The 23,228-nt window shown below is 67.4% G+C and carries 24 protein-coding genes and 1 tRNA gene; 10 read left to right on the forward strand and 15 right to left on the reverse strand.

All coding sequences use genetic code 11. The features are described from left to right. Nucleotides 1–24 precede the first annotated feature (24 nt). The 8 genes from KHC23_RS24345 to KHC23_RS09865 all read right to left on the reverse strand — a co-directional run bounded on the left by KHC23_RS24345 (nt 25) and on the right by KHC23_RS09865 (nt 5,839). Nucleotides 25–342 carry a MarR family transcriptional regulator gene (locus KHC23_RS24345; RefSeq protein WP_246544492.1) on the reverse strand — a complete coding sequence of 106 codons (318 nt, stop codon included), beginning with the start codon at nt 340–342 and terminating at the stop codon, nt 25–27. Further along, nucleotides 317–571 (reverse strand): hypothetical protein, encoded by a 255-nt coding sequence (locus KHC23_RS24350; RefSeq protein WP_246544493.1) that lies wholly within the window; start codon nt 569–571, stop codon nt 317–319. The genes KHC23_RS24345 and KHC23_RS24350 overlap by 26 nt, the downstream gene beginning before the upstream one ends. 240 nt (nt 572–811) lie before the next feature. Further along, on the reverse strand, nt 812–1,300 hold the full coding sequence (gene dps / locus KHC23_RS09840) for a DNA starvation/stationary phase protection protein Dps (RefSeq protein WP_213371965.1): 489 nt from the start codon (nt 1,298–1,300) through the stop codon (nt 812–814). Nucleotides 1,301–1,401: 101 nt separating this feature from the next. After that, nucleotides 1,402–2,358, reverse strand: a complete 957-nt coding sequence (gene speB, locus KHC23_RS09845) for an agmatinase (RefSeq protein ID WP_213371967.1) — start codon at nt 2,356–2,358, stop codon at nt 1,402–1,404. Beyond that, nucleotides 2,358–3,332: an agmatinase gene (speB, locus tag KHC23_RS09850; protein ID WP_213371969.1), complete on the reverse strand. Its 975-nt coding sequence runs from the start codon at nt 3,330–3,332 to the stop codon at nt 2,358–2,360. The genes speB (KHC23_RS09845) and speB (KHC23_RS09850) overlap by 1 nt, the downstream gene beginning before the upstream one ends. A gap of 205 nt (nt 3,333–3,537) precedes the next feature. Then, nucleotides 3,538–4,314, reverse strand: a complete 777-nt coding sequence (locus KHC23_RS09855) for a creatininase (RefSeq protein WP_213371971.1) — start codon at nt 4,312–4,314, stop codon at nt 3,538–3,540. Between the two features lie 32 nt (nt 4,315–4,346). After that, complete coding sequence (locus tag KHC23_RS09860; RefSeq protein WP_213371973.1) at nt 4,347–5,087, reverse strand: SDR family NAD(P)-dependent oxidoreductase; 741 nt, start codon at nt 5,085–5,087, stop codon at nt 4,347–4,349. Further along, nucleotides 5,081–5,839, reverse strand: a complete 759-nt coding sequence (locus KHC23_RS09865) for an SDR family NAD(P)-dependent oxidoreductase (protein ID WP_213371975.1) — start codon at nt 5,837–5,839, stop codon at nt 5,081–5,083. The genes KHC23_RS09860 and KHC23_RS09865 overlap by 7 nt, the downstream gene beginning before the upstream one ends. Nucleotides 5,840–5,938: 99 nt before the next feature. Between KHC23_RS09865 and KHC23_RS09870 the strand changes: the two genes are divergently transcribed. Next, a complete protein-coding gene (locus KHC23_RS09870) occupies nt 5,939–6,907 on the forward strand; it encodes a LysR family transcriptional regulator (RefSeq protein WP_246544494.1) in 969 nt (322 codons plus the stop codon). On the opposite strand, the gene KHC23_RS09875 is transcribed toward KHC23_RS09870, so the two are convergent. The 4 genes from KHC23_RS09875 to KHC23_RS09890 form a co-directional block, all read right to left on the reverse strand. After that, the gene (locus KHC23_RS09875) at nt 6,904–7,980 is read right to left on the reverse strand and encodes a serine/threonine protein kinase (protein ID WP_213371977.1); all 1,077 of its coding nucleotides are present in this window, start codon (nt 7,978–7,980) and stop codon (nt 6,904–6,906) included. The genes KHC23_RS09870 and KHC23_RS09875 overlap by 4 nt on opposite strands. Continuing rightward, a complete protein-coding gene (gene trmFO / locus KHC23_RS09880) occupies nt 7,977–9,407 on the reverse strand; it encodes a methylenetetrahydrofolate--tRNA-(uracil(54)-C(5))-methyltransferase (FADH(2)-oxidizing) TrmFO (RefSeq protein ID WP_213371979.1) in 1,431 nt (476 codons plus the stop codon). Before trmFO ends, KHC23_RS09875 begins: the two co-directional genes overlap by 4 nt. A gap of 143 nt (nt 9,408–9,550) precedes the next feature. Beyond that, nucleotides 9,551–9,712 carry a DUF1127 domain-containing protein gene (locus KHC23_RS09885; protein WP_213371981.1) on the reverse strand — a complete coding sequence of 54 codons (162 nt, stop codon included), beginning with the start codon at nt 9,710–9,712 and terminating at the stop codon, nt 9,551–9,553. A 200-nt stretch (nt 9,713–9,912) separates the two neighbouring features. Beyond that, nucleotides 9,913–11,205 (reverse strand): O-acetylhomoserine aminocarboxypropyltransferase, encoded by a 1,293-nt coding sequence (locus KHC23_RS09890; protein ID WP_213371983.1) that lies wholly within the window; start codon nt 11,203–11,205, stop codon nt 9,913–9,915. A 231-nt stretch (nt 11,206–11,436) separates the two neighbouring features. On the opposite strand from KHC23_RS09890, the gene KHC23_RS09895 reads away from it, so the two are divergent. Together KHC23_RS09895 and KHC23_RS09900 are read left to right on the forward strand one after the other, a co-directional pair. Continuing rightward, nucleotides 11,437–12,039: a tyrosine-protein phosphatase gene (locus KHC23_RS09895; RefSeq protein WP_213371985.1), complete on the forward strand. Its 603-nt coding sequence runs from the start codon at nt 11,437–11,439 to the stop codon at nt 12,037–12,039. A gap of 427 nt (nt 12,040–12,466) precedes the next feature. Further along, entirely contained in the window at nt 12,467–13,300 is an 834-nt protein-coding gene (locus KHC23_RS09900) for a MipA/OmpV family protein (RefSeq protein ID WP_213371987.1), read from the forward strand. A gap of 27 nt (nt 13,301–13,327) precedes the next feature. On the opposite strand, the gene KHC23_RS09905 is transcribed toward KHC23_RS09900, so the two are convergent. Beyond that, nucleotides 13,328–13,768, reverse strand: a complete 441-nt coding sequence (locus tag KHC23_RS09905) for a CoA-binding protein (protein ID WP_213371989.1) — start codon at nt 13,766–13,768, stop codon at nt 13,328–13,330. Between the two features lie 318 nt (nt 13,769–14,086). Here KHC23_RS09905 and rplM point away from each other — a divergent pair, with 318 nt between their 5' ends. Continuing rightward, a complete protein-coding gene (rplM, locus tag KHC23_RS09910) occupies nt 14,087–14,548 on the forward strand; it encodes a 50S ribosomal protein L13 (protein WP_213371996.1) in 462 nt (153 codons plus the stop codon). Nucleotides 14,549–14,550: 2 nt separating this feature from the next. After that, the gene (gene rpsI / locus KHC23_RS09915) at nt 14,551–15,027 is read left to right on the forward strand and encodes a 30S ribosomal protein S9 (RefSeq protein ID WP_213371998.1); all 477 of its coding nucleotides are present in this window, start codon (nt 14,551–14,553) and stop codon (nt 15,025–15,027) included. Between the two features lie 144 nt (nt 15,028–15,171). On the opposite strand, the gene glnA is transcribed toward rpsI, so the two are convergent. Together glnA and KHC23_RS09925 are read right to left on the reverse strand one after the other, a co-directional pair. After that, nucleotides 15,172–16,581: a type I glutamate--ammonia ligase gene (glnA, locus tag KHC23_RS09920; protein ID WP_213372000.1), complete on the reverse strand. Its 1,410-nt coding sequence runs from the start codon at nt 16,579–16,581 to the stop codon at nt 15,172–15,174. Between the two features lie 132 nt (nt 16,582–16,713). After that, entirely contained in the window at nt 16,714–17,052 is a 339-nt protein-coding gene (locus KHC23_RS09925; protein WP_213372002.1) for a P-II family nitrogen regulator, read from the reverse strand. Between the two features lie 362 nt (nt 17,053–17,414). On the opposite strand from KHC23_RS09925, the gene KHC23_RS09930 reads away from it, so the two are divergent. The 5 genes from KHC23_RS09930 (at nt 17,415) to clpX (ending at nt 23,104) form a co-directional block, all read left to right on the forward strand. Then, a complete protein-coding gene (locus tag KHC23_RS09930; protein WP_213372004.1) occupies nt 17,415–18,905 on the forward strand; it encodes an NAD(P)H-hydrate dehydratase in 1,491 nt (496 codons plus the stop codon). 191 nt (nt 18,906–19,096) lie between these two features. Further along, a tRNA-Leu gene (locus tag KHC23_RS09935) sits at nt 19,097–19,181 on the forward strand. Nucleotides 19,182–19,313: 132 nt separating this feature from the next. Beyond that, nucleotides 19,314–20,669: a trigger factor gene (tig, locus tag KHC23_RS09940; RefSeq protein WP_213373185.1), complete on the forward strand. Its 1,356-nt coding sequence runs from the start codon at nt 19,314–19,316 to the stop codon at nt 20,667–20,669. A 153-nt stretch (nt 20,670–20,822) separates the two neighbouring features. Further along, nucleotides 20,823–21,455, forward strand: coding sequence for an ATP-dependent Clp endopeptidase proteolytic subunit ClpP (gene clpP / locus KHC23_RS09945; protein ID WP_213372006.1), 633 nt, complete (start codon nt 20,823–20,825; stop codon nt 21,453–21,455). Between the two features lie 377 nt (nt 21,456–21,832). Then, nucleotides 21,833–23,104 (forward strand): ATP-dependent Clp protease ATP-binding subunit ClpX, encoded by a 1,272-nt coding sequence (gene clpX, locus KHC23_RS09950; protein WP_091436366.1) that lies wholly within the window; start codon nt 21,833–21,835, stop codon nt 23,102–23,104. Nucleotides 23,105–23,228 lie beyond the last annotated feature (124 nt).

The following is a 23,228-nucleotide window of genomic DNA, read 5'->3' on the forward strand; positions in this document are numbered from 1 at the left end:
AACCCGCTACGCTCCAAAAATGATTCAGCGCAGCGAGCCGGTCCAGAGCATTTCCAGCCGGCGCAGCACGCCATGGGCGATGCCAAGCTCAAGGGCTTCGGCGTCGTCATGGCCGTTCTGGCGGCTGTCATGCGTGGCGCGGATGGCATCGCACAGGCTGTGCGCCTTGTCGGTCAGCCGCAGCCGCGCCGAGCGGCGGTCGCGTTGCGAGGCGGAGCGGTGCACATAGCCGGCGTCGACCAACTGCTTGAGGTTGTAGGAGGCATTGGAGCCGAGATAATGCCCGCGCTCGAGCAGGTCGCGGACGGACAGCTCGTCATTGCCGATGGTGAACAGCACCATCACCTGGGACGGGGCTGATGTCGTCGGTGCCGAAACGGGCCAGCTCGACCCGCAGCAGATCGAGGAACCGACGCTGCGCCCGCTCGATCAGACGCGCAATGTCCAGATGTGTGATCGGCGGCTCGGTCGCCGACGCGCCGACCAAGGTCGGCGGATAAGATTCATGCCCACTATCGGCAAGTTCGGCAGTCGGATCTCCGTTGGCGGATGTGCTTGCCGTTGACCCCATTCCCACTCTTCCCCCGTCTCAAAATCGACGCCCGCAGCCAATGTGGCGGCGCCCGATTCTGCTGTGGAACGGCCACGAGCAGAGCGGGTTGTGATGATGTGACAGAAGATTATTGAGAAAATTAGGCGGAGGCCAACGTATTTATGAGAGGCGGGTTTCCGTCCACCTCAAAGGGTGAACCGGCAGCGCCGCCGCCGGGCGGACGCTGTCGGCCGTACCGGGTGGAAGGTCACCAGGGGGTCAGCGGGGACCTTCAAGATGCGATTCGAGAAACCACAGAGCCTTATCGAGGGACCGCGAGGCGGCGGTGAAGATGTCCGCGGTGGTCGGGTCGCCGGCGTCGTCGGATTCGTTGATCGCCTTGCGCACATTATTCGCCACCGCGCCGAACCGCTCGACCAACGCCTTGATGTGGTCCGGGATCGCATAGATGTCGGTGGGATAGGGCTTCAGAGCGGTGGCGTCGGCAACGGTCTGGGTGGTGCCCAGCGCCGTGCCGCCCAGCTGCACGACACGCTCGGCCATGGTGTCGGTGTGGTCGTCCATCTCGGTGCGGAAGCCGTCGAGCATTTCGTGCACGGCGATGAACTGCGGCCCCTTCAGATTCCAGTGCGCCTGCTTGATGGCCAGCGCCAGATCGATGCCCGAGGCGAGGTTGGCATTGAGCAGCTCGATGGCGACCTTCTTGGCGTTGGAGGGAACGTCGTTTGCGGTCTTGTGGACGGGCATGGCAGATCCTCTTCTGTGACGGCCCAGCAATAGGCCTTCCTGGCGGCGGCGCGATGCGGATTCGCCCCGACGGGCAGAAGATTGGCCGGATCGAACGGTAATCAATAGCCCCGGCGGTGAAGAATCCGGCCGATGACGTTGAGCAGCAGCTGGGCGGCAAGGATGGCGGTGACGCCCGCGGGGTCGTATTCACGGGCGACCTCGACAAGATCGACGCCCACCACCGTGCCGCGCCTGGTCAGCCCGTCGAGCAGTTCGAGTACCTCGTAATAGGTGAAGCCGCCATGGCTCGGCGTCCCGGTGCCGGGGGCGATGGAGGGGTCGAAGCCGTCAATGTCGATTGTGACGTAATAGCGCCTGCCGGCGGGAATGCGCGCCAGCACCGCCTCGGTGCCGAGCTTGCGGATCTGCCGCACGCTCAGAATGTCCGATCCCATGGCGCGGGCGGCCTCGTAGCCCTCGCGCGCGGTGGAGGAGACGTTGCGGATTCCGAGCTGGGTCAGGCCGGTGACATAGGGCTTCTCGGCCGCCCGGCGCAGCGGGTTGCCATGGCCGCGCCGCACGCCGTGGCGCTCGTCGACGAAGTCGAGATGGGCGTCGAACTGGACGATATGGATCGGCTCCTCGTCCGCGAACGCCTCGATGCAGGGGATGTTGATCGAATGGTCGCCGCCGAGCACGACCGGGAGCGCGCCGGCATCGAGAATCTTGCGCACGGCGAATGCGATGTTGGCGTGGCTGGCCTCGGTGTCGGTGTGGATCATGTCGGCGTCGCCGATATCGACGATGCGGGTGGTCTCGGCGGCCAGATAGGTGACGTCGTCTTCGTGGTCGTAGGCGCCGGCATGGCCGAAGGAAAACAGCGTCGACGCCTCGCGGATGGCGCGGGGACCGGAACGGGCGCCCGAGCGCCATTGGGTGCCGAGATCGAACGGCGCGCCGAGGATGGCGACATCGGCGTCGATGCGGTTCCAGTCGAGCTGGAGCGGGTATTTGCCGAACGTGCAGATGCCGACGAAGGGGAGATCCAGCCGGCCACCCTCATAACCATGGGCCATCAGCGTGCGCCCTTCTTCTTTTCAACGACACCCGCCAGCACGCAGAGCAGCTCGAACAGGATCGTGGCCCCGGTCAGCGCCGTCAGGCCGGAGGGATCGAAGGGCGGGGCGACCTCCACCAGGTCGGCGCCGATGAGGTCGAGCCCGTCGAGCAGGCGCACCATCGCCTGCGCCTCGCGGGTATCCAGCCCGCCGATTTCCGGCGTGCCGGTGCCCGGCGCCTGCGAGGGATCGAGGACGTCGATGTCGAAGGTCACATAGGTCGGCGCGTCGCCGACGATGGCGCGGGCTTCCGCCATCACGTCCTCGACGCCGCGGGCCATGAATTCCTCGATGAAGATGATGCGCACCCCCATCTCGCGGGCATAGTCGTAATTGCCCGCGTCGGAGATGGCGCCGCGCAGGCCGATCTGCACGAAGCGCCTGGGGTCGACCAGCCCTTCCTCGATGGCGCGGCGGAACGGCGTGCCGTGGGTATAGCGCGAGCCGTTGAAGAAGCTGTCATAGGTGTCGGAATGGGCGTCGAACTGGATCAGCCCAACCGGCCCCCGCGTGTTCAGATTCGCCTTCGCCAGCCCGCGCAGAATGGGCAGGCTGATGAGGTGATCGCCGCCGGCGGTGAGCGGCAGGGCGCCGGCTTCGCGCACGCCGTCATAGTGGGCGGCGATGATGTCGAGCGAGCGCATCAGGTCGAACGGGTCGATGATGACGTCGCCGCAATCGGCCACCCGGGCACGGTCATAGGGCGACAGGCCGGTGACGTGGTGCACGCGGCGCATCAGGCTCGACTGGTTGCGCAGTTCGCGCGGGCCGTGGCGGGTGCCGGCGCGGTTGGTGGTGCCGAGGTCGAACGGCACGCCGAGAATGGCGATGTCGACCTGCGCGGGCTCGGCCACCGGCAGCCGCATGAAGGTGGGAAGCCCGGCGAAGCGCGGGATGGTGCCGGAATCGAGCGGCTCGAAGGCGGTGGTCATGGTGAACCTGGATGATGTGATGGTGCTGGGGTCATCTTCTGTCGGGCTTGTGCCCGGCTAAGGAGCCTGCGTGCTTCGAGACGCGGGGCAAGCCCCGCTCCTCAGCATGACGTGGGTCGGGTCGCGTCTGGCCGTCGTCATCCTGAGGCGCCCGGCGCAGCCGGGCCTCGAAGGACGCAGGAGAATGCCGCGCTCACAGACGTTCTCACAGCCCGAATTCCTTGCGGATGGCGGCGGAGATGTGGGTGACGTAGTCGGCCATCAGCACCTCGCCCTTCTCCACCGTCGAACCGGTGGCCACCGCCAGCACGCCGGAGGGTGGCAGGCCGAAATCGTCCGGCACCGGGAAGCGGTCATAGGGCGGGAAGGTCGCCGGGCCGTCGGACGGCACCTTGTCCATTTCCACCAGATCCGGCCGCAGCACCAACATCAGCGAGGTTTCCAGCAGGCTGGCATGTTCCAGCTCGATGCCGGGGAAGCCGTCGGGGAAGATCGACTCGAGCGTCGCCCGCTGGGCGAAGTCCCAATATTCGAGCCGCATGACGGTGAAGTCGGTGATGCCGTCGCGGGCGATCTCGCGGCGGGCGAGGTCGAGGCCCTCGACCGAGGGCCAGCAATTCTCGTAATGCCCGTTCACCACCACGAGGCGGCGCACGCCCTGCCGGGCGAGGTTGTGGATCACGTCGCGCAGCACCAGCGCGAAAGTGTGGGCGTCGACGCTGAGCGTGCCGGGGAACTGCTCGCCGCCGCCCGAGCGCGGCATCGACTTGCAGCCATAGGCGACGGTGGGTGCGACGAGGCCGCCGACCTCGCCGGCGATGCGCTCGCACACGCCGGTGGGCAGCACCACGTCGACATTGAGCGGCAGATGCGGGCCGTGCTGCTCGGTGGAGCCGAGCGGCAGCAGCACCGGCGCGCCGGCCTTGATCCGGTCGGAAAATTCCGGCCAGCTAAGTTCGTCGAGACGCACGCTGTCGACCATCCGGTCCCCCTGAGTACTGATTGCCGATCGGTTCAGTGCATCGCCGCGCCGCCGTCGACGCTGAGGCACTGGCCGGTGATGAAACTCGTCGCGCGGCTGGCCAGGAACAGCACCGCCTGCGCCACCTCTTCCGGGCAGCCGACGCGACCGGACGGGTTGCTGGTCTCCAGCCGCTTCAGCTCCTCGCTGAGATTGCGGTAACCGAGCAGCGGCGTATCGACCGGCCCCGGGGCGACGGCGTTGACCAGTATGTCCGGCCCGAGTTCGCGCGCCCAGGAGCGGGTGAGGGTGAGGATGGCGCCCTTGGTGCCGGCATAGCCGGAGAAGCCGGCGCGGCCGAGATAGGCGAGTTCCGAGGCGATGTTGATGATGCGCCCGCGGATGGGGCCGTCACCGCTGAAGCGGCCCAGCGCCTCGCGCGCCATCAGGATCGGCCCGCGCACATTGACCGCCGCCATCCGCTCATAGGCGGCGACATCGAAGCGCGCCAGCGGCGTCTCCTCGCAGATGCCGGCGCAGTTGACGATGACGTCGAGGCCGCGCAGTTCGGCCACCGCCGCCTCCATGCCGCCGATGACCGAGGTCTCCTCGGCCACGTTGACCAGAATGGTATGCCAACGGGTCTCGTCCGGTGGCGGGTGCAGGTCGAAGCCGATGATTTTCGCCCCGGCGGCGCTGAGCGCGTCGGCGCAGGCCCGGCCGATTCCGCTCGCCGTGCCGGTGACGATGACGCGCAAATCCTTGTGCGGGTTGTCTTTGTGGGGGGCTACCATGGCAATTCTCCGCGATCGACTCCGAGGCTTTGGCCGGTGATGTTGGCCGCAAGATCGGAGGCGAGGAAGAGATAAGTGCCGGCCACGTCGTCCGGGTCCATGAAGCCGGGCAGTATCTGCGCCGCCACGATCTCCTCCAGCAGCACGTCCGGCGCTATCCCGGTGCGCGCCGCCATGGCGTGGAGCGAGCGCAGCGAGGCTTGCGTGCGCACCCAGCCGGGGCAGACGGCGTTCACGGTGATGCCGCGCGGCCCGAGTTCCCTGGCCCAGGTCTTGGTGAGGCCGATCACCGCATGCTTGGAGGCGACATAGGCGCCGAACAGCGATTCCGCGCCGCGCGACCAGATCGAGGCGGTGTTGACGATGCGCCCGCCATGGGCGAGGCGCGGCAGCAGGGCGCGGGTAACGAGGAAGGTGCCGACCACGTTGATCTCCACCACGCGGCGGAACACCGCCTCGTTCTCGGCGCTCGCATCGTCCAGCGGGGTGACGCGTTCCAGCCCGGCATTGTTCACCAGCACGTCGAGATGGGGGATGGCTTCGGCCACAGCGCCCACCGCCTCTGCCGAGGTGATGTCGGCCCGATGGCCGCGTGCGCCGAGCCGTTCGGCGGCCTCGAAGATCGCCTCGTCATCGGCCAACATGTGCAGTTCGGCGCCAGCGGCGGCAAAGGCGCGGGCGATGCCGAGGCCGATGCCGCGGCTGGCCCCGGTGACCAGCACGGCGCGGCCGGAAATGCCGTCGAGCGTCATGGGCGGGACCGGGCTGCGGGGAGGCGGGGGCGGGTCACGGCGGGCTCCTTGAGGCCTCGTCATGCTCGCGCATGTTCACTTCCGGAAAAATCGGAATTAATGGAAAGATACATCGGCAAATGTCGATGTGGGGAGGAGACGCGGGTGCGCCGGCTCGACAATATCGACCTCAGGCTGTTGCGCGTCTTCGTCACGCTGGCGGAGGAGGGCGGCTTCCAGGACGCGCAGGTGGCGCTGAACCTGTCGCAATCCACCCTCTCCACCCATCTGGCGGCGCTCGAGCGCAAGCTCGGCGGGCAACTCTGCGAGCGGGGGCGGGCGGGCTTCCGGCTCACGCCCTTCGGCGAATCGACGCTGCTGGCCGCCAGGCAGTTATTCGAGGACATCGACGCCTTCCATGGCCGCATCGGCCGCGACCAGCAGCGCCTTGTCGGGCGGCTGCGGGTCGGCATCGTCGACGGTGTCGTCACCAATCCGCAACTCAGGCTGCAGACGGCGCTGGCGCGCTACATGGCCTATGCGTCGGAAGTGTTCGTCGATCTGGAACTGGGCACGCCGCTGGTGCTGGAGCGGGCGCTGATGGACGGCGCGCGCGACCTCGTGGTCGGGCCGTTCTCGCAGAAGGTGCCGGGCATCGCCTATATCCCGCTCAACCGCGAGGCGCAGGCGCTCTATTGCGGGCGCGGCCATGCACTGTTCGAGGTGCCGGGCGTGGAGATCACCCACGCCCGCATCGAGGCGGCGCTGTTCTCGGTGCGGCGCTATCGCCATCTCGACGACCTGTACCGAGTCAACCATCCGCGCGCGAGCGGCGCCATCGTGCAGATGGAGGCGCAGGTGATGATGATCCTTTCGGGTCGCTTCATCGGCTATCTCCCCCGCCATATCGGCGAGGACTGGGTGGCGCGGGGCCAGATGCGGGTGCTGAGGCCGGAGGCCTATGGCTTCGAAACCACCCATTTCGCCGCCACCCGCCGGCTGAAGGGCGAGCAGCCGCTGGTCGATGCCTTCGTGCGCGAACTCAAGGCGCAGGCGCAGGGCAAGCCGGGCGCCGCCGAGGCGGATTAGATGCCGCCGCGCACCCGGTCGCTGAGATTGCGGCGGTCGCGGATGATGAGGGTCAGCGCCTCTTCCTCCTGCGGGCCCTGCGGCCGCTGGGAGAGCTGGTCGAGCTGGTTCAGCGCCACCAGCCGCAGCAGGTCGTCGCGCACCGCCCCCGAGCCGTCGCGCGGCAGGGCGGGGACGACCTGCACATGTTCGGGCGGCAGCAGGTCCGGTAGCCGGGCGGCGAGATGGGCGCGCAGCGCCTCCTCGTTTACGCCGTCCGCCGCCTCGACGAAGGCGTAGAGCCCGAAAGAGTGGCCGGCGGTGGGAAAGTCGCAGACATGCACCGCGCGCACGCCGTCGACCTCGGCCAGGGTGCCGGCGAGGCGCGGGCCCTGCTCCATGGCGCGCGGGCCGCGCCCCTCGGTGTCGTGGTAGTTCAGCAGGCGGCGGGTGACGAAATTGTAGAGCTTCTTGCCGGTCTGCATCCACACCCGGGTGAACAGGCTCTTGCGGGCCAGTATCTTCTTTTCCCGCGCGGTCAGCGCCTCCGGGCAGTAGCTGCGCTTCTGCTTGAGGAAATGGCGGATGTCCTCATAGGCGGCGACCCGGAACGCCTTGCTGCGCCGGGAGAACACCATGGCGAGCTGGAAATCCATCAGCACCGCGCGGCCATCGGCGGCGTAGAGCCAGTTCTGCGGCTTGGCGAGGTCGTTATGGGCAATGCCCCGCCGGTGCACCTCGCGCAGGCCCTTGCGGGCGGAGGCGAAATAGGCGAGGTCGCCGCGCGGTTTGGCGATCTGCAGCGGGATGCCGTCGACGAAGCCGCGCACCAGGTGGCCTTCCTCCAGCGCGTAGACCGGCACGGTATGGCCGCTGCCCTCGGCACGGATCAGCGCGCGCGCCTCGCGGGCGGCGAAGTGGCGGGCGAGCGGCTTCACCCACCATTTCACCCCGGCATAGTTGCGCCGCACCGCGGGAAACACATTGCCGGCGGCGTCGCGCCAGAGGCCGCGCTCGATGGTGGAAAAGGTGTCGCGCTTGAGCACGGTGTCGAGTTCGAACACGCCGCCCCGGGCGGGGACCGTGAGGCTCACGCGGCGGCCTCGTTGGGCTCGTCGGCATGGGTCTTGGCCCAGGCGTCCAGATCGGCGAGGGCGCGGGCCGCAAGGACCTGCTTCTTGGCGACGGTCTTCTGCGAACCGCGCAGGCGGTTGCCCTCGGCATCGCGCGTCGGCGCGGTGTCGAGCGGCGGAAACAGGCCGAAATTGATGTTCATCGGCTGGAAGGAGCGGGGTCCCGCTTCCACGCTCTCGATATGGCCGCCGGTAATGTGGTTGATGAGGGCGCCATGCGCGGTGGTCGAGGGCGGCAGGGGCGGTGCCTCGCCCCGCCGCTCGGCGGCGGCGAACAGGCCGGCCATCAGCCCCATGGCGGCGCTTTCCACATAGCCCTCGCAGCCGGTGATCTGGCCGGCGAAACGCAGGCGGGGCTCGGCTTTCAGGCGCAGCGTGGCGTCGAGCACGCGAGGCGAGTTGAGATAGGTGTTGCGGTGGAGGCCACCGAGCCGGGCGAACTCCGCCTTCTCCAGCCCGGGGATCATGCGGAACAGCTTCACCTGCTCGCCATGGCGGGTCTTGGTCTGGAAGCCGACCATGTTGTAGAGCGTTCCCAGAGCGTTATCCTGCCGCAGTTGCACCACGGCATAGGCCTTCACGGTCGGATTATGGGCGTTGGTCAGGCCCATCGGCTTCATCGGGCCGTGGCGCAGCGTTTCGGGTCCGCGCGCGGCCATCACCTCGATGGGCAGGCAGCCGTCGAAATAGGGCGTGTTCTCGAACTCGCGGAACGGCACGGTGTCGGAGGCGATGAGCGCGGCGACGAAGGCCTCATACTGCTCCTTGTCCATCGGGCAGTTGATGTAGTCGGCGCCGGTGCCGCCGGGCCCGACCTTGTCGTAGCGCGACTGGAACCAGCACACGTCCATGTCGATGGAGTCGAAATGGACGATGGGGGCGATGGCGTCGAAGAAGGCCAGCGCCTGCTCGTCGGCGCGGGCGCGGATCGCCTCGGCCAGAGCCGGCGAGGTGAGGGGGCCGGTGGCGACGATCACGCTGTCCCAGTCCTGCGGCGGCAGGCCGGCGATCTCGCCGCGCTCCACCGCGATGCCGGGATGGGCGGCGATGGCGGCGGTCACCGCCTCGGCGAAGCCCTCGCGATCGACCGCCAGCGCGCCGCCGGCCGGAATCTGGTGGCTGTCGGCGCAGGACATGATGAGCGAGCCGAGCCGGCGCATCTCGGCGTGCAGCACGCCGACCGCGTTGTTCTGCGCATCGTCGGAGCGGAACGAGTTGGAACAGACCAGTTCGGCCAGGCTGTCGGTCTTGTGGGCATCGGTGCCGCGGGTCGGGCGCATCTCGTGCAGCACCACCGGGACGCCGCGCCGGGCGAGCTGCCAGGCGGCTTCGCAGCCGGCGAGGCCGCCGCCGACGATGTGGACCGGGCGGATGTCGGTGATGCTCATCTATTGCCGTTGCCGTTCTGCCGCTGCGTGATCAGGTCGAATGGCGCGGCCTTAGCACGAAACGGGGGCAAAAAATAACGGCCCCGGAAATTTCCGGGGCCGTTATTGGACGTTGTATACCGAACGCCGGGTTCGGTCGCTACTCACGCCGCAGCAGCGGCACGGCGCGCGACGCTCGTGATCTCGCCACGCGAGACGTTGATGTCGGCGAGCGTGCGGTCGTCGAGCTGGGAAAGCTCAACGAGAGTACGGCGATACGCCTGCCAGCGGCGGATCTGCTTGGCAACGAGGCCCCAAAGCAGCATGTCAGTCTCCATCGGTTCGGATCCGGATCGCGGCCGCCGGACACCCCGGTAGCTGCACGTCCGTTAATCATTCCGATGCCTAGATATTCGACAACCTGCTCATTTGGTAGGAAATATACCGCATCCCAGACCTGCGGGCCGCGCATGACACACTCATAATTCGTTCACGATCCGCAAGACTGGCGGAAATGTGGGCAGAATCAGGCGCCTTTGAGCGCCTGATCGAGATCGGCGATGATGTCCGCCGCGTCCTCTATGCCCACCGAGAGCCGCACCACATCCGGCCCCGCCCCGGCAAGCGTCTTCTGCTCGTCGGCGAGCTGGCGGTGGGTGGTGGAGGCGGGGTGGATTATGAGCGAGCGGGTGTCGCCGATATTGGCGAGGTGCGAGAACAGCTTGACCCCGGACACCAGCGCGACGCCGGCCTCGAACCCGCCCTTCAGCCCGAAGGTGAACACCGCCCCGGCGCCCTTCGGCGTGTACTGCTGGGCGAGGTTGTAATAGCGGTCGCCCGGCAGGCCGGGATAGCTGACCCACGACACCTTCGGATGGTCGGCGAGGAATTTCGCCACCGCGAGCGCGTTGTCGCAGTGCCGCTGGATGCGCAGCGGCAGCGTCTCGATGCCGGTGAGGATGAGGAAGGCGTTGAACGGCGACAGCGCCGGGCCGAGATCGCGCAGGCCGAGCACGCGGGCGGCGATGGCGAAGGCGAAATTGCCGAACGCCTCGCCGATCACGATGCCCTCATATTCCGGGCGCGGCTGCGACAGGAAGGGGTAGCGCCCCTCGCGCATCCAGTCGAACGAGCCGCCATCGACGATCACCCCGCCGATGGAATTGCCGTGGCCGCCGAGGAATTTGGTCGCCGAGTGGATGATGATGTCGGCGCCGTGCTCGAACGGGCGGATGAGATAGGGGGTGGCGAGCGTGTTGTCGACGATGAGCGGCACGCCGGCGCGCCTGGCGATCTTCGCGATGGCGGCGATGTCGGTGACGATGCCGCCGGGATTGGCGATCGACTCGACGAAGATCGCCTTGGTACGCGGCGAGACGGCGCGCTCGAAGGAGGCGACATCGTCGGAATCCGCCCACACCACGTTCCAGCCGAAGCTCTTGAAGGCATGGTTGAACTGGTTGATCGACCCGCCATAGAGCTTGCGGGCGGCGACGAACTCGTCGCCGGGGGTCAGCAGGGTCTGGAAGGTCAGCAACTGGGCGGCGTGGCCGGAGGCGACGGCGAGGGCGGCGGTGCCGCCTTCCAGCGCCGCCACGCGCTCCTCCAGCACCGCATTGGTCGGGTTGCCGATGCGGGTGTAGATGTTGCCGAACGCCTTCAGCCCGAACAGCGAGGCCGCGTGGTCGACGTCGTCGAACACGAAGGAGGTGGTCTGGTAGATCGGCGTGGCGCGGGCCTTGGTGGTCGGGTCCGGCTGCGCGCCGGCGTGCACGGCGAGGGTGGCGAAGCCCGGCGCGGGCGGGGATGTGTCGGTCATTGGCGTTCTCCTGTCGACGCGCGTGCGTTCCACGGGCCGGCGCGAGGCCGTGCGGGCGTCTTGCCCGGCAGTGTCGCGCCTTCGCTAAAAAACTCAACAGGATTGGCAAAAGTATTAATCAGCAGATGCGGGCTGTTGATATCGGCTCTGGCCGCGTTCCAACCCTGTCAGCGCGCTGACAGCCTGGGCCACTAGCGTACCGCCGGCAAGCGACAGGGTGGCAGGGACGGCATGGTTGCGAGGCGTGCGCAGGACGGGGTGCGAAAGCGGTGGGCGCCGTGGCGTCGCTGGTCGCTGGGCATTGGTGGCGGCCTGCTGGCTCTCGTCGGGGCCTATGCCGGCTGGGCCTATATGACCGGCAATGTGCATACGGTCGTCGCCGGCGAGCTTTACCGTTCGGCCACGCTGTCGTCCGGGCGGCTCAGGGACGTGATCGAGAGCCGCGGTATCCGCACCATCATCAATCTGCGCGGGCGGGCGGAGAACAGCGCCTGGTATCGCGACGAGGCGCGGGTCGCCGGCGAGGCGGATGTGCGGCTGATCGACCTGCGCTGGTCGGCGCGGCGCGGGCTGACCGACGAGGAGGTGGCGACCTACTTCCAGGTGCTGGCGGATGCGCCCCGGCCGATCCTGATCCACTGCTTTTCCGGCGCCGACCGCTCCGGTCTCGCCGCTGCGCTCTATCTCGCGCAGATCAAGAAGGCGGGCGAACTGACCGCCGAATTCCAGCTGTCGCTGCTGTTCGGCCATATCAGCCTGCCCTTCGCGCCCTTCTACGCCATGGACGAGACCTTCGAGCGGCTGGAACCCTGGCTGGGCTACGAAGGCAGCTGAGGCGAAGCGGAAGGCTGGGCGGGAGGCTGGGCGGGAGGCGGGGCGGCGCCGCCCATGGATGGCACCGCGCGATGGCCTTTTGCGGCAGGGTCGCCAGCGACCCGAAGGGCGGCAGCCCGGCCCGGAACACGAGCGCTGCGTGAAACCGCCATCGGTGGTGTCGATAAGGCGACATCCACGCCAAGGCGGGACTGAGCGCGAGCGCGAAACCCGCCTCCGCGCCACGCCTGTGCGACCGCGCCGGCGCCGCTCCATTCACGAATTCGCGCATGATGAGCCGTCTTCGAGCGTGCAGCGCAGCACGATAACGAAGAGCCCGACGCGTTTGCGAAGCCGCGCTGGTGCCGGGCGGCGCGCGGCGGAAAGGGTGAGCCTCCCCGAGGGATGTCCGTGCCGGACTCCCTGGCGCTCACCTGCGAGACCGTGAATGAGACACCGCACCACTGCCCGCCTCGGCCTGCATCTCGCCTGCTCTCTGCTCCCGCTGCCCTGTGCCCTTGCCGTCGACCTGTCCGCGACGGCGGCCGAACCCGCGGGAGCGGCGGCGCCCACCGACGGGTTGCTCTTCATGGCCGAGCGGCTGGCCGAATGGAATGTCGTGCTCGGCGGCGGGGTGCTGATCGCGCCGAAATACGAAGGCTCGGACGAGTTTGATGTCCAGCCCGTGCCCTTCGTCACCGCCACGTTCGGCGAGCATGTGACGGTCGATCCGCGCGGGGTCTCGGTGAATGTCTACAGCCTTGGCGCGCTCAGCCTCAGCGGCCAGCTCGGCTATGACACCGGCCGCAAGCAGAGCGATTCCGATCATCTGCGCGGGCTGGGCGACATCGACATGGGCGGCGTGGTCGGCGCCACGCTCAGCTACGATCTGGGGCCGGCGGAAATCTATGGCTCGCTCGAGCGCATCATCGGCGGCAGCGATGGCCTGCAGGCGACGCTCGGGTTCAAGCTGGCCCACCGAATCGACCAGTTCCGTTTCGCCGCCGGCGTGTCGACGACCTGGGCCGACGAGACCTATATGGAGGCCTATTTCGGCGTGACGCCGCTGCAATCCGCGCTGTCGGGGCTGGCGTCTTACGAGATCGGGGCGGGCTTCAAGCGGGTCGACCTGGAACTGTCGGCCACCTATGCCGCCTCCGAGCACTGGCTGGTGCGCGGCGAGGTCACGCTGGGCTATCTGCTCGGCGATGTCGCCGACAGCCCGGTGGTGCAGGAGGCGTTCCAGCCCTCGGTCATGCTCCTGCTCGGCTATCGGTTCTGAGCGCGGGCGGTCCGCAGGCGCGGCGCCCTACCCGACGGGAGACAGCCGAAGGCGGGGAATCTCGATCGCCGGGCAGCGGTCCATGATGACGGCGATGCCGCCCGCCTCGGCCCGCGCTGCCGCCGCGTCGTCGCGCACGCCGAGCTGGCCCCAGATGAGCCCCGGCCGGGGTGAAAGGGCAAGCGCTTCGGTCACCACGGAGTCGAGATATTCGGGGGCGCGGAACACGTCGACCATGTCGATCGGCTCCGGCACGTCGGCAAGCCTTGCATAGGTCGGCAGGCCGGCAATGTCGCGCCCGGCCTGGCCGGGATTGACGGCGAACACCTTGTAGCCGTGCCGGGCGAGGAAGCGGGCGACGCCGTGGCTGGCGCGCTCGGGCTTCGGGCTGGCGCCGACCACGGCGATGGTGCGGACCTTGCCGAGCCAATCGGCGATCAGGGCGTCGTCATAGCGGTCATGGTTCACGGCTGGTCCTGAACGTTGCGGGCGCGGGCGCGCGCCACCATGGCAGGGTTGGCGAAGGTGCCGGGTACAGATATGGGGCGGAGCGCGGCCCGGCGCGAGGCTTCCGGACGTGCCCCGGCCACGCTTCGGGGCTTGCGGCGGTGGGCGGAATGCCGATTTCAAGGGGTTAGAACGAGGTAACAAAATACCTAATTGGTAACGCGTTGATATTAAACGCTAATTTTAAACCTGCCGGCATTGACGTCGCGATGGGGCTCGGCTAGAAGGCCGCCACGAGAGAGGCGCGGGCATTCCGCGCCCTTGCATATGGATTTTCCCATGAAGACGTTTTCGGCAAAACCCGCCGATATTCAGAAGAAATGGGTCGTGATCGACGCTTCCGGCCTCGTGGTCGGTCGTCTCGCGACCATTATCGCGACCCGCCTCAAGGGCAAGCACAAGCCGATCTACACCCCGCATGTCGATTGCGGCGACAACATCGTCGTCATCAATGCCGACAAGGTGGTGCTGACCGGCCGCAAGCGCGACGACAAGGTCTATTACCACCACACCGGCTACCCCGGCGGCATCAAGGAGCGGACCGCGAAGTTCATCCTCGAAGGTCGTTTCCCCGAGCGCGTGGTCGAAAAGGCCGTTGAGCGCATGCTGGCGCGCGGCCCGCTCGGCCGCAAGCTGATGGGCAATCTGCGCGTCTACAAGGGCGCCACCCATCCGCATGAAGCCCAGCAGCCGGAGACGCTCGACGTCGCCGCGCTCAACCGCAAGAATGTGGGGAACTGATCATGGCTGAGCTCATCCAGTCGCTCGACGGGCTCGAAGCCCTCAAGACCCAGGCTCCCGAGGCTCCCGTGCGTGTCCAGAAGCTGGACCGCCAGGGCCGCGCCTACGCCACCGGCAAGCGCAAGAACGCGGTGGCCCGCGTTTGGGTGCGTCCCGGCACCGGCAAGATCCTGGTCAACGAGCGCGATGTCGAGGTGTATTTCGCCCGTCCGGTGCTGCGCCTCATCATCCAGCAGCCCTTCGCGACCGCGGCCCGCACCGGCCAGTACGACGTCGTCTGCACCGTCTCCGGCGGCGGTCTTTCCGGCCAGGCCGGCGCGCTGCGCCACGGCATCTCCCGCGCGCTCACCTATTACGAGCCCGAGCTGCGCGGCCCGCTGAAGAAGGGCGGCTTCCTGACCCGCGACTCGCGCGTCGTCGAGCGCAAGAAGTACGGCAAGGCGAAGGCCCGCCGCAGCTTCCAGTTCTCGAAGCGCTGATCGCGCCTCGCCACCAACACGAAAGGGCGGGTCCTGCGACCCGCCCTTTTTGTTTGCCGGCACGGTGGCGGCGGATGCGTCGGTCCAGCCACGAAAAAGGGGCGCCTCGCGGCGCCCCTTCGCGTTGGTCGGCCGGCAGGCCGGTCAGATCGAGTAGTACATCTCGAACTCGACCGGGTGCGGGGTCATCTCGAACCGCATCACCTCGGTCATCTTCAGCTCGATATAGGCGTCGATGAAGTCGTCCTCGAACACGCCGCCCTTCTTGAGGAACTCGCGATCCTTGTCGAGCGAGACCAGCGCCTCGCGCAGCGAGCCGCAGACGGTCGGGATCTTCTTCAGCTCCTTCGGCGGCAGATCGTAGAGATCCTTGTCCATCGCCGGGCCGGGATCGATCTTGTTCAGGATGCCGTCGAGGCCGGCCATCAGCAGCGCGGCGAAGGCGAGGTAGGGGTTCGCGCCGGGGTCGGGGAAGCGGGTCTCGACGCGCTTGGCCTTGGGCGAGGTGGTGTAGGGGATGCGGCACGACGCCGAGCGGTTGCGCGCGGAATAGGCGAGCAGCACCGGGGCCTCATAGCCCGGGACCAGGCGCTTGTAGGAGTTGGTCAGCGGGTTGGTGAAGGCGTTCAGCGCCTTGGCGTGCTTGATGATGCCGCCGATGTACCACAGGCATTCCTGGCTGAGGTCGGCATATTTGTTGCCGGCAAACAAAGGCTTGCCGCCCTTCCAGATCGACTGGTGCACATGCATGCCCGAGCCGTTGTCGCCGAAGACCGGCTTCGGCATGAAGGTGGCGGTCTTGCCGTAGACGTTGGCGACCTGGTGGATGCAGTATTTGTAGATCTGCAACTGGTCGGCCATGGTGACCAGCGTGTCGAACTTCAGCCCCAGCTCGTGCTGGGCGGAAGCCACCTCGTGATGGTGCTTCTCGACCTTGGCGCCCATGCGGGCCATGGCCGCGAGCATCTCGCCGCGCAAATCCTGGCAGCTGTCGACCGGGGGCACCGGGAAATAGCCGCCCTTGGTCCGCACGCGGTGGCCGAGGTTGCCGCCTTCATAGTCGGTGTCGCCATTGCTCGGCAGCTCGACCGAATCCAGCTTGAAGCCGGTATTGTAGGGGTCGGCCTTGAAGCGCACGTCGTCGAAGATGAAGAACTCGGCTTCGGGGCCGATATAGACGGTGTCGCCGATGCCGGTGGACTTCAGATAGGCCTCGGCCTTCTTGGCCATGCCGCGAGGATCGCGCCCATAGGGCTCGCCCGTCGTCGGCTCGAGCACATCGCAGACCACGACCATGGTGGTCTCGGCGAAGAACGGATCGATGGAAACGGAGTCGAGATCGGGCTGCAGGTGCATGTCCGACTCGTTGATGGCCTTCCATCCCGCAATGGACGAACCGTCAAACGCCTGACCTTCGGCGAAGAAATCTTCATCGACCATCGAGATGTCGAAGGTGACATGCTGCCACTTGCCGCGCGGATCGGTGAAGCGCAGGTCGACGTATTTGACGTCGTTGTCCTTTATTAGCTTCAGTACATCCTTTGCCGTCGTCATAGTGTACGTACCTCTTTGATACTGCCGGCTTCTGCAGGGCAGATGGATCCCAGGCGGATGGTCCACGACGATACGCGCCGCACCCGTCAGGATGCGGCGCGCTCGATAAGCGCGGCCATACTACGCTGGCTGTCAGATGGCGTCGACGCCCGACTCGCCGGTACGGATGCGAATGGCCTCTTCGATGTTGGACACGAAGATCTTGCCGTCGCCGATCCGGCCGGTCTGGGCGGCTCGGCGGATCGCGTCGATCGCGGTTTCCACCGTCTCGTCGGCGACCACGATCTCGATCTTCACCTTGGGCAGGAAATCGACGACGTATTCCGCGCCACGATAGAGTTCGGTGTGACCCTTCTGCCGGCCGAAGCCCTTGGCTTCCGTGACGGTGATGCCCTGCAGGCCGACTTCCTGCAGCGCTTCCTTCACCTCGTCCAGCTTGAAGGGCTTAATGATGGCCTCAATCTTCTTCATCTGACCTCGTCTCCCTGACTCGTCGATCCGCGACGCCCGGCCGAGTCGGGTCGCGAAGAAGCAGAACCCATGCCAAGCACGCCAATGTCGCCCAAAACCATTAATATCGCATCTTTGCACGCCGCCGCCGGGCCGGCCAAATGGGTTTGCCGTTGCGTGTGATTAACTTTTAATCAAGTTGTCTAATAAATAGGCTGCTCGGGGTCGGATGTTGCGCGCGGGTCTGCGCGGATGTTGGGCAGATGCCGCCGTTTTCTACGACGGCCGCGCGTCTCGCCCTGCCGGACCGATTCCGGGTAAGCTCCCGTCATCCCTTTGCACCTTGCCGGCGCGCCGGACGGGGGCCACGCAGGAAAAGGTCGATGGAGCTTCTCACACCCACCGAAATGGGGCGCGCCGACGCCTTCGCCATCGCGGCCGGCGTGCCCGGCGCCGTGCTCATGGAAAGGGCGGGACAGGCGGTGGCGCGGGTGGCGGCGCGGGTGACGCTGGCGGGCGGACGGGTGCTTGTGCTGTGCGGGCCGGGCAATAATGGCGGCGACGGTTTCGTCGCGGCGCGGCTTCTGGCCGCGGCCGGCTACAGGGTGCGGCTGGCGCTGCTCGGCGCGCGCGAGGCGCTGGCGGGCGACGCCGCCCTCATGGCCGGGCGATGGGCCGGGCCGGTGGAGCCGGCGGCGGATGCCGCGCTGGAGGCGGTCGATCTGGTGATCGACGCGCTGTTCGGCGCCGGCCTCGCGCGCGACCTCGACGGCGCGGCGCGGGCGCTGGTGGAGCGGGTCAACGCGGCCGGCCTGCCGGTGCTGGCGGTCGACCTTCCCTCGGGCATAGACGGCGCCACCGGCGCGGTGCGCGGCGCCGCCATCGAGGCGCGCTGGAGCGTCACCTTCTTCCGGCCCAAGCCCGGGCATGTGCTGCTGCCGGGCCGGCTGCACGGCGGCGAGCTGAGCGTGGCCGATATCGGCATCCCGCCCGAGGCGCTCGACGGCATCCGTCCCCGCGCCTTCGAGAACGTGCCGGCGCTGTGGGCGGCGCATTTCCCGGTGCCGGCGGTGGACGGGCACAAATATTCGCGCGGCCATCTCGTCGCCGTCTCCGGCCCGGCACAGGCGACCGGGGCGACGCGGCTTTCCGCCCGCGCGGCGCTGCGCGCCGGGGCCGGGCTGGTGACGGTGGCCTGCCCGGTCGAGGCGCTCGCCATCCATGCCGCCAACCTGTCCGCCATCATGGTGCGCCCGGTCGAGGACGCGGCCGGGCTGGCGCATCTGCTGGAGGACCGGAGGCTGTCGACGCTGGTGCTCGGTCCGGGCCTCGGCGTGGGGCAGGGCGCGCGCGACCGGCTCGCCGCCTGCCGCGACCGGCGGCTGGTGATCGACGCCGATCTCATCACCTCCTTCAAGGGCGAGGTCGACACGCTGGCGGGCGTCGTCGCCGCCGCGCCGGCCGTTGTGGCGACGCCGCACGACGGCGAGTTCGCCCGGCTTTTCGAACGATGCCCGGACATAGTGGAGGCGCCCTCGCGGCTGGCGCGGGCGCGGGCCGGGGCGGCGCGGCTCGGCGCCACGCTGCTGCTCAAGGGGCCGGATACGGTGGTGGCGGGCCCGGATGGGCGCGCCGCCATCGCCGCCAACGCCCCGCCCTGGCTGGCGACGGCGGGAGCCGGCGACGTGCTGTCGGGAATCGTCGGCGGTCTGCTGGCGCAGGGCATGCCGTCCTTCGAGGCCGCGTGCGCCGCCGTCTGGCTGCACGGCGAGGCGGCGCGGGAGGCCGGGCCGGGATTGGTCGCCGACGATCTGATCGAGGCGCTGCGGCCGGTCTATCGCCGGCTGTTCGCCCTGCGGGGGGCGACGGTCTGAGGTCGCTGCCGGCGGCTCGCGCGGTGTGAGCCTGCGGCCGGGTCGGGGCCCTCCGCGCGGCAGCATTTAGGGCTGGCGCAGCGGCAAGGCCGTGCTATAAGCCCGCACCCGGCTGGCGGCGCCTTCTCGGGTGCGCGTCCGTGTGCCCGTGCGCGTCCTTGCGGACGACGCGACGGGCGGCAGGCGCAACCGCGGGCGTGGCGGAACTGGTAGACGCGCTGGATTTAGGTTCCAGTGGCGAGAGTCGTGGGGGTTCGAGTCCCTCCGCCCGCACCAGCCCCTCCCTTGTCCGGCGCCGCCTTCCGACCCATTTGCACCGAGCGAGGCTCACGGCGCTTACGCGACGTGCTCGCACACAGACATTCGAGAGCTCGCGCAAGCGGCAAACAAGACGAAGGCCGATTGAAAATGCAGGTCACCGAACTCCTCGCCGAAGGTCTCAAGCGCGAATACCGCGTGGTGCTGCCGGCCGCCGAACTTGACGCCAAGGCCAATGCGCGGCTCGGCGAGCTCAAGGACAAGGTCCGTCTCAACGGCTTCCGCCCCGGCAAGGTGCCGGTCGCCCATCTCAAGCGCATGTATGGCAAGTCGGTGCTGGCCGAGGTGATCGACCAGGCGGTGAACGAGGCCAACACCAAGATCATCGAGGATAACGGCTTCAAGCTGGCGATGCAGCCCAAGGTGGAGCTGCCGCAGGACGAGGCGGCGGTCAACGAGGTGATCGAGGGCAAGGCCGACCTGTCCTTCACCGTGAATCTCGAAGTGCTGCCGGCGATCACGCTCGGCGACTTCAAGAGCGTCGAACTCGACAAGCCGGTTCTGGCGGTGTCCGACGAGGAGGTCGACGAGACCGTCAAGCGGATCGCCGAGGCCAACCGTCCCTACGCCGCCAAGCCCGACGGCACCGCCGAGAACGGCGACCGCGTTACCCTCTCCTTCGTCGGCTCGATCGACGGCGAGGTGTTCGAGGGCGGTTCGGGTGAGGACGTGCCGCTGGTGCTCGGCTCCAACAGCTTCATTCCCGGCTTCGAGGAGCAGCTCGTCGGCATCAAGGAAGACGAGACCCGCACGGTGTCCGTCACCTTCCCGGAGGCCTATCAGGCGGCCCATCTCGCCGGCAAGCAGGCCTCGTTCGAGGTGACGGCGAAGATGATCGAATCGCCCACCGAGATGGAAATCGGCGACGAGTTCGCCAAGACGCTCGGCATGGACAGCTTCGAGGCGCTCAAGGAGCAGGTGAAGACCCGCATCGCCCAGGAGCACAACGCCCAGAGCCGCAACAAGGCCAAGCGCCGCCTGCTCGACGCGCTCGACAAGCTGCACCAGTTCGATGTGCCGCCCACGCTGGCCCAGCAGGAATTCGACGGCATCTGGGGTTCGGTGACCACCGAGATGGAAGCCCAGAAGAAGACCTTCGCCGACGAGGACACCACCGAGGAGGCCGCCCGCGCCGACTACCAGAAGATCGCCGAGCGCCGCGTGCGGCTCGGGCTGGTGCTTGCGGAAATCGGTGAGAAGAACAACATTCAGGTCAGCGACGACGAGGTGACCCGCGCCGTCGTCGAGCGTGCCCGCCAGTTCCCCGGCCAGGAGCAGCAGGTATGGGAGTTCTACAGCAAGAACGCCCAGGCGCTCGCGAGCCTGCGCGCGCCGATCTTCGAGGAGAAGGTCGTCGATTTCCTGCTCGAACTCGCCAAGGTCAATGAAGTTCCCGTCACCCGCGAGGAACTCTACGCCGAGGACGAGGACGACAAGGCGGCCTGAGGCCGGCGGGGTTCGCGGAGTCGTGCGCGGCGCGCGGCTCCACCGCCCGCCTGTTCAGGGCCGGCGGGCTGGTAGGGACGCGCTTTCCCTTTATTGTGGGGTGGGATGGATTCGCGGGCGGCGCAGGCGCGCCGTGCCGCCGAGGATCGAAATATGCGTGACCCGATAGATACTTACATGAGCTACCTAGTCCCGATGGTGGTCGAGCAGACCAACCGGGGCGAGCGATCCTATGACATTTACTCGCGCCTCCTGAAGGAGCGCATCATTTTCCTGACCGGTCCGGTCGAGGACGGCATGGCGACCCTCATGGTCGCGCAGCTGCTGTTCCTCGAGGCGGAAAACCCGAAGAAGGAAATCTCGATGTACATCAACTCCCCGGGGGGAGTGGTGACGTCGGGCCTCGCCATCTACGACACGATGCAGTTCATCAAGCCGGCGGTGTCGACGCTGTGCATCGGCCAGGCCGCCTCGATGGGCTCGCTGCTGCTGACGGCGGGCGAGAAGGGCATGCGCTTCGCCCTGCCCAACGCGCGAATCATGGTGCACCAGCCCTCGGGCGGCTTCCAGGGCCAGGTGACCGACATCATGCTGCACGCCAAGGAGATCATGAGCCTCAAGCAGAGGCTCAACGAGATCTACGTGAAGCACACGGGCCAGAACATCAAGGCGGTCGAGGACGCGCTGGAGCGCGACAATTTCATGACCTCCGAGGTGGCCAAGTCGTTCGGGCTTATCGACAATGTGATCGACAAGCGCCCGGACGAGGCGCCGGCCAAGCCCTGACGGGCGTTCCGGCCGTGTTTCCTAGGCCACATCGGCTTCCTATATTGAGAGGCAGGCCCGCGCCGAAATGAAGCGCGGGCTTGCATGCATCGCGGTATCGCGCTTGCATGACATCAGCATGAAGTGTCGTCGGGAGGTGTGACGGGGTACGACGGGGCTTTGGCCCCATCCGCGAAGTCGGGGATGGTGTGAATGCCTGCTTGATCGTGTCGCTGCTAGCGTGCTTGGCTGTGGCGCAAGATCAAGGACCCTTAAGTCGCTTCCTTTGGACGGCCTTTTCGAGCCGTCGCGTTTCTCCCCTCTTGGAGGCCCGCGGCGGCCGCGGGACTGGGGCGGTTCCGGGCAATGCCTGGACCGCCGAGCGGACGGAGAGACGCATGAGCAAGGTTGGCGGCGGCGACAGCAAGAATACTCTTTACTGCTCGTTCTGCGGCAAGAGCCAGCACGAGGTCCGCAAACTCATTGCGGGACCGACCGTGTTCATCTGCGATGAATGCGTCGAGCTGTGCATGGACATCATCCGTGAGGAGAACAAATCCTCGCTGGTGAAGTCGCGCGACGGCATCCCGACCCCGAAGGAAATCTGCAAGGTCCTGGACGATTATGTGATCGGCCAGTTCCATGCCAAGCGCGTCCTGTCGGTGGCGGTGCACAATCACTACAAGCGCCTGAACCACGCGACCAAGCACGCCGGCGACGTCGAGCTGGCCAAGTCCAACATCATGCTGATCGGGCCGACGGGCTCGGGCAAGACGCTGCTCGCGCAGACGCTCGCCCGCATCCTCGACGTGCCCTTCACCATGGCGGACGCGACCACGCTGACCGAGGCGGGCTATGTCGGCGAGGATGTCGAGAACATCATCCTCAAGCTGCTGCAGTCGGCCGACTACAATGTCGAGCGGGCGCAGCGCGGCATCGTCTATATCGACGAGATCGACAAGATCAGCCGCAAGTCCGACAATCCCTCGATCACCCGCGACGTCTCGGGCGAGGGCGTGCAGCAGGCGCTGCTGAAGATCATGGAAGGCACGGTCGCCTCCGTGCCGCCGCAGGGCGGGCGCAAGCATCCACAGCAGGAATTCCTGCAGGTGGACACGACCAACATCCTGTTCATCTGCGGCGGCGCCTTCGCCGGGCTGGACAAGATCATCTCCTCGCGCGGCAAGGGCACCTCGATCGGCTTCGGTGCCGTCGTCTCGGCGCCTGAGGACCGCAAGCCGGGCGAGGTGTTCCGCGAGGTCGAGCCGGAAGATCTGCTCAAATACGGGCTGATCCCGGAGTTCATCGGCCGCCTGCCGGTGATCGCGACCCTGGGCGACCTCGACGAGGCGGCGCTGAAGAAGATCCTCTCCGAGCCGAAGAACGCGCTGGTGAAGCAGTACCAGCGCCTGTTCGAGATGGAGAATGTCGAACTGACCATCCATGAGGAGGCGCTGGGTGCCATCGCCCGCAAGGCCATCGAGCGCAAGACCGGCGCGCGCGGCCTGCGCTCGATCATGGAGGGCATCCTGCTCGACACGATGTTCGACCTGCCCGGCCTCGAAGGGGTCGAGGAGGTCGTCATCAGCAAGGAGGTCGTCGAGCAGAATGCGCGTCCGCTCTACATCTATGCGGATCGCGCGGCCGGCGATGCGGGTGCGAGTGCCTGAGGAACCGGCGATGATGGGCAGGGCGGGGCCGCGGTGCCGCCCGGCCGACGGGCCGGCCCGCTCCCTTGACGGGGGGCGGGGGCATCGCCATCTCAGCCACAACCACCGGTCCTCGACCGCATCG

The organism is Ancylobacter dichloromethanicus (genome assembly GCF_018390645.1).
In the GTDB taxonomy this organism is placed as follows: Bacteria; Pseudomonadota; Alphaproteobacteria; order Rhizobiales; family Xanthobacteraceae; genus Ancylobacter; species Ancylobacter dichloromethanicus.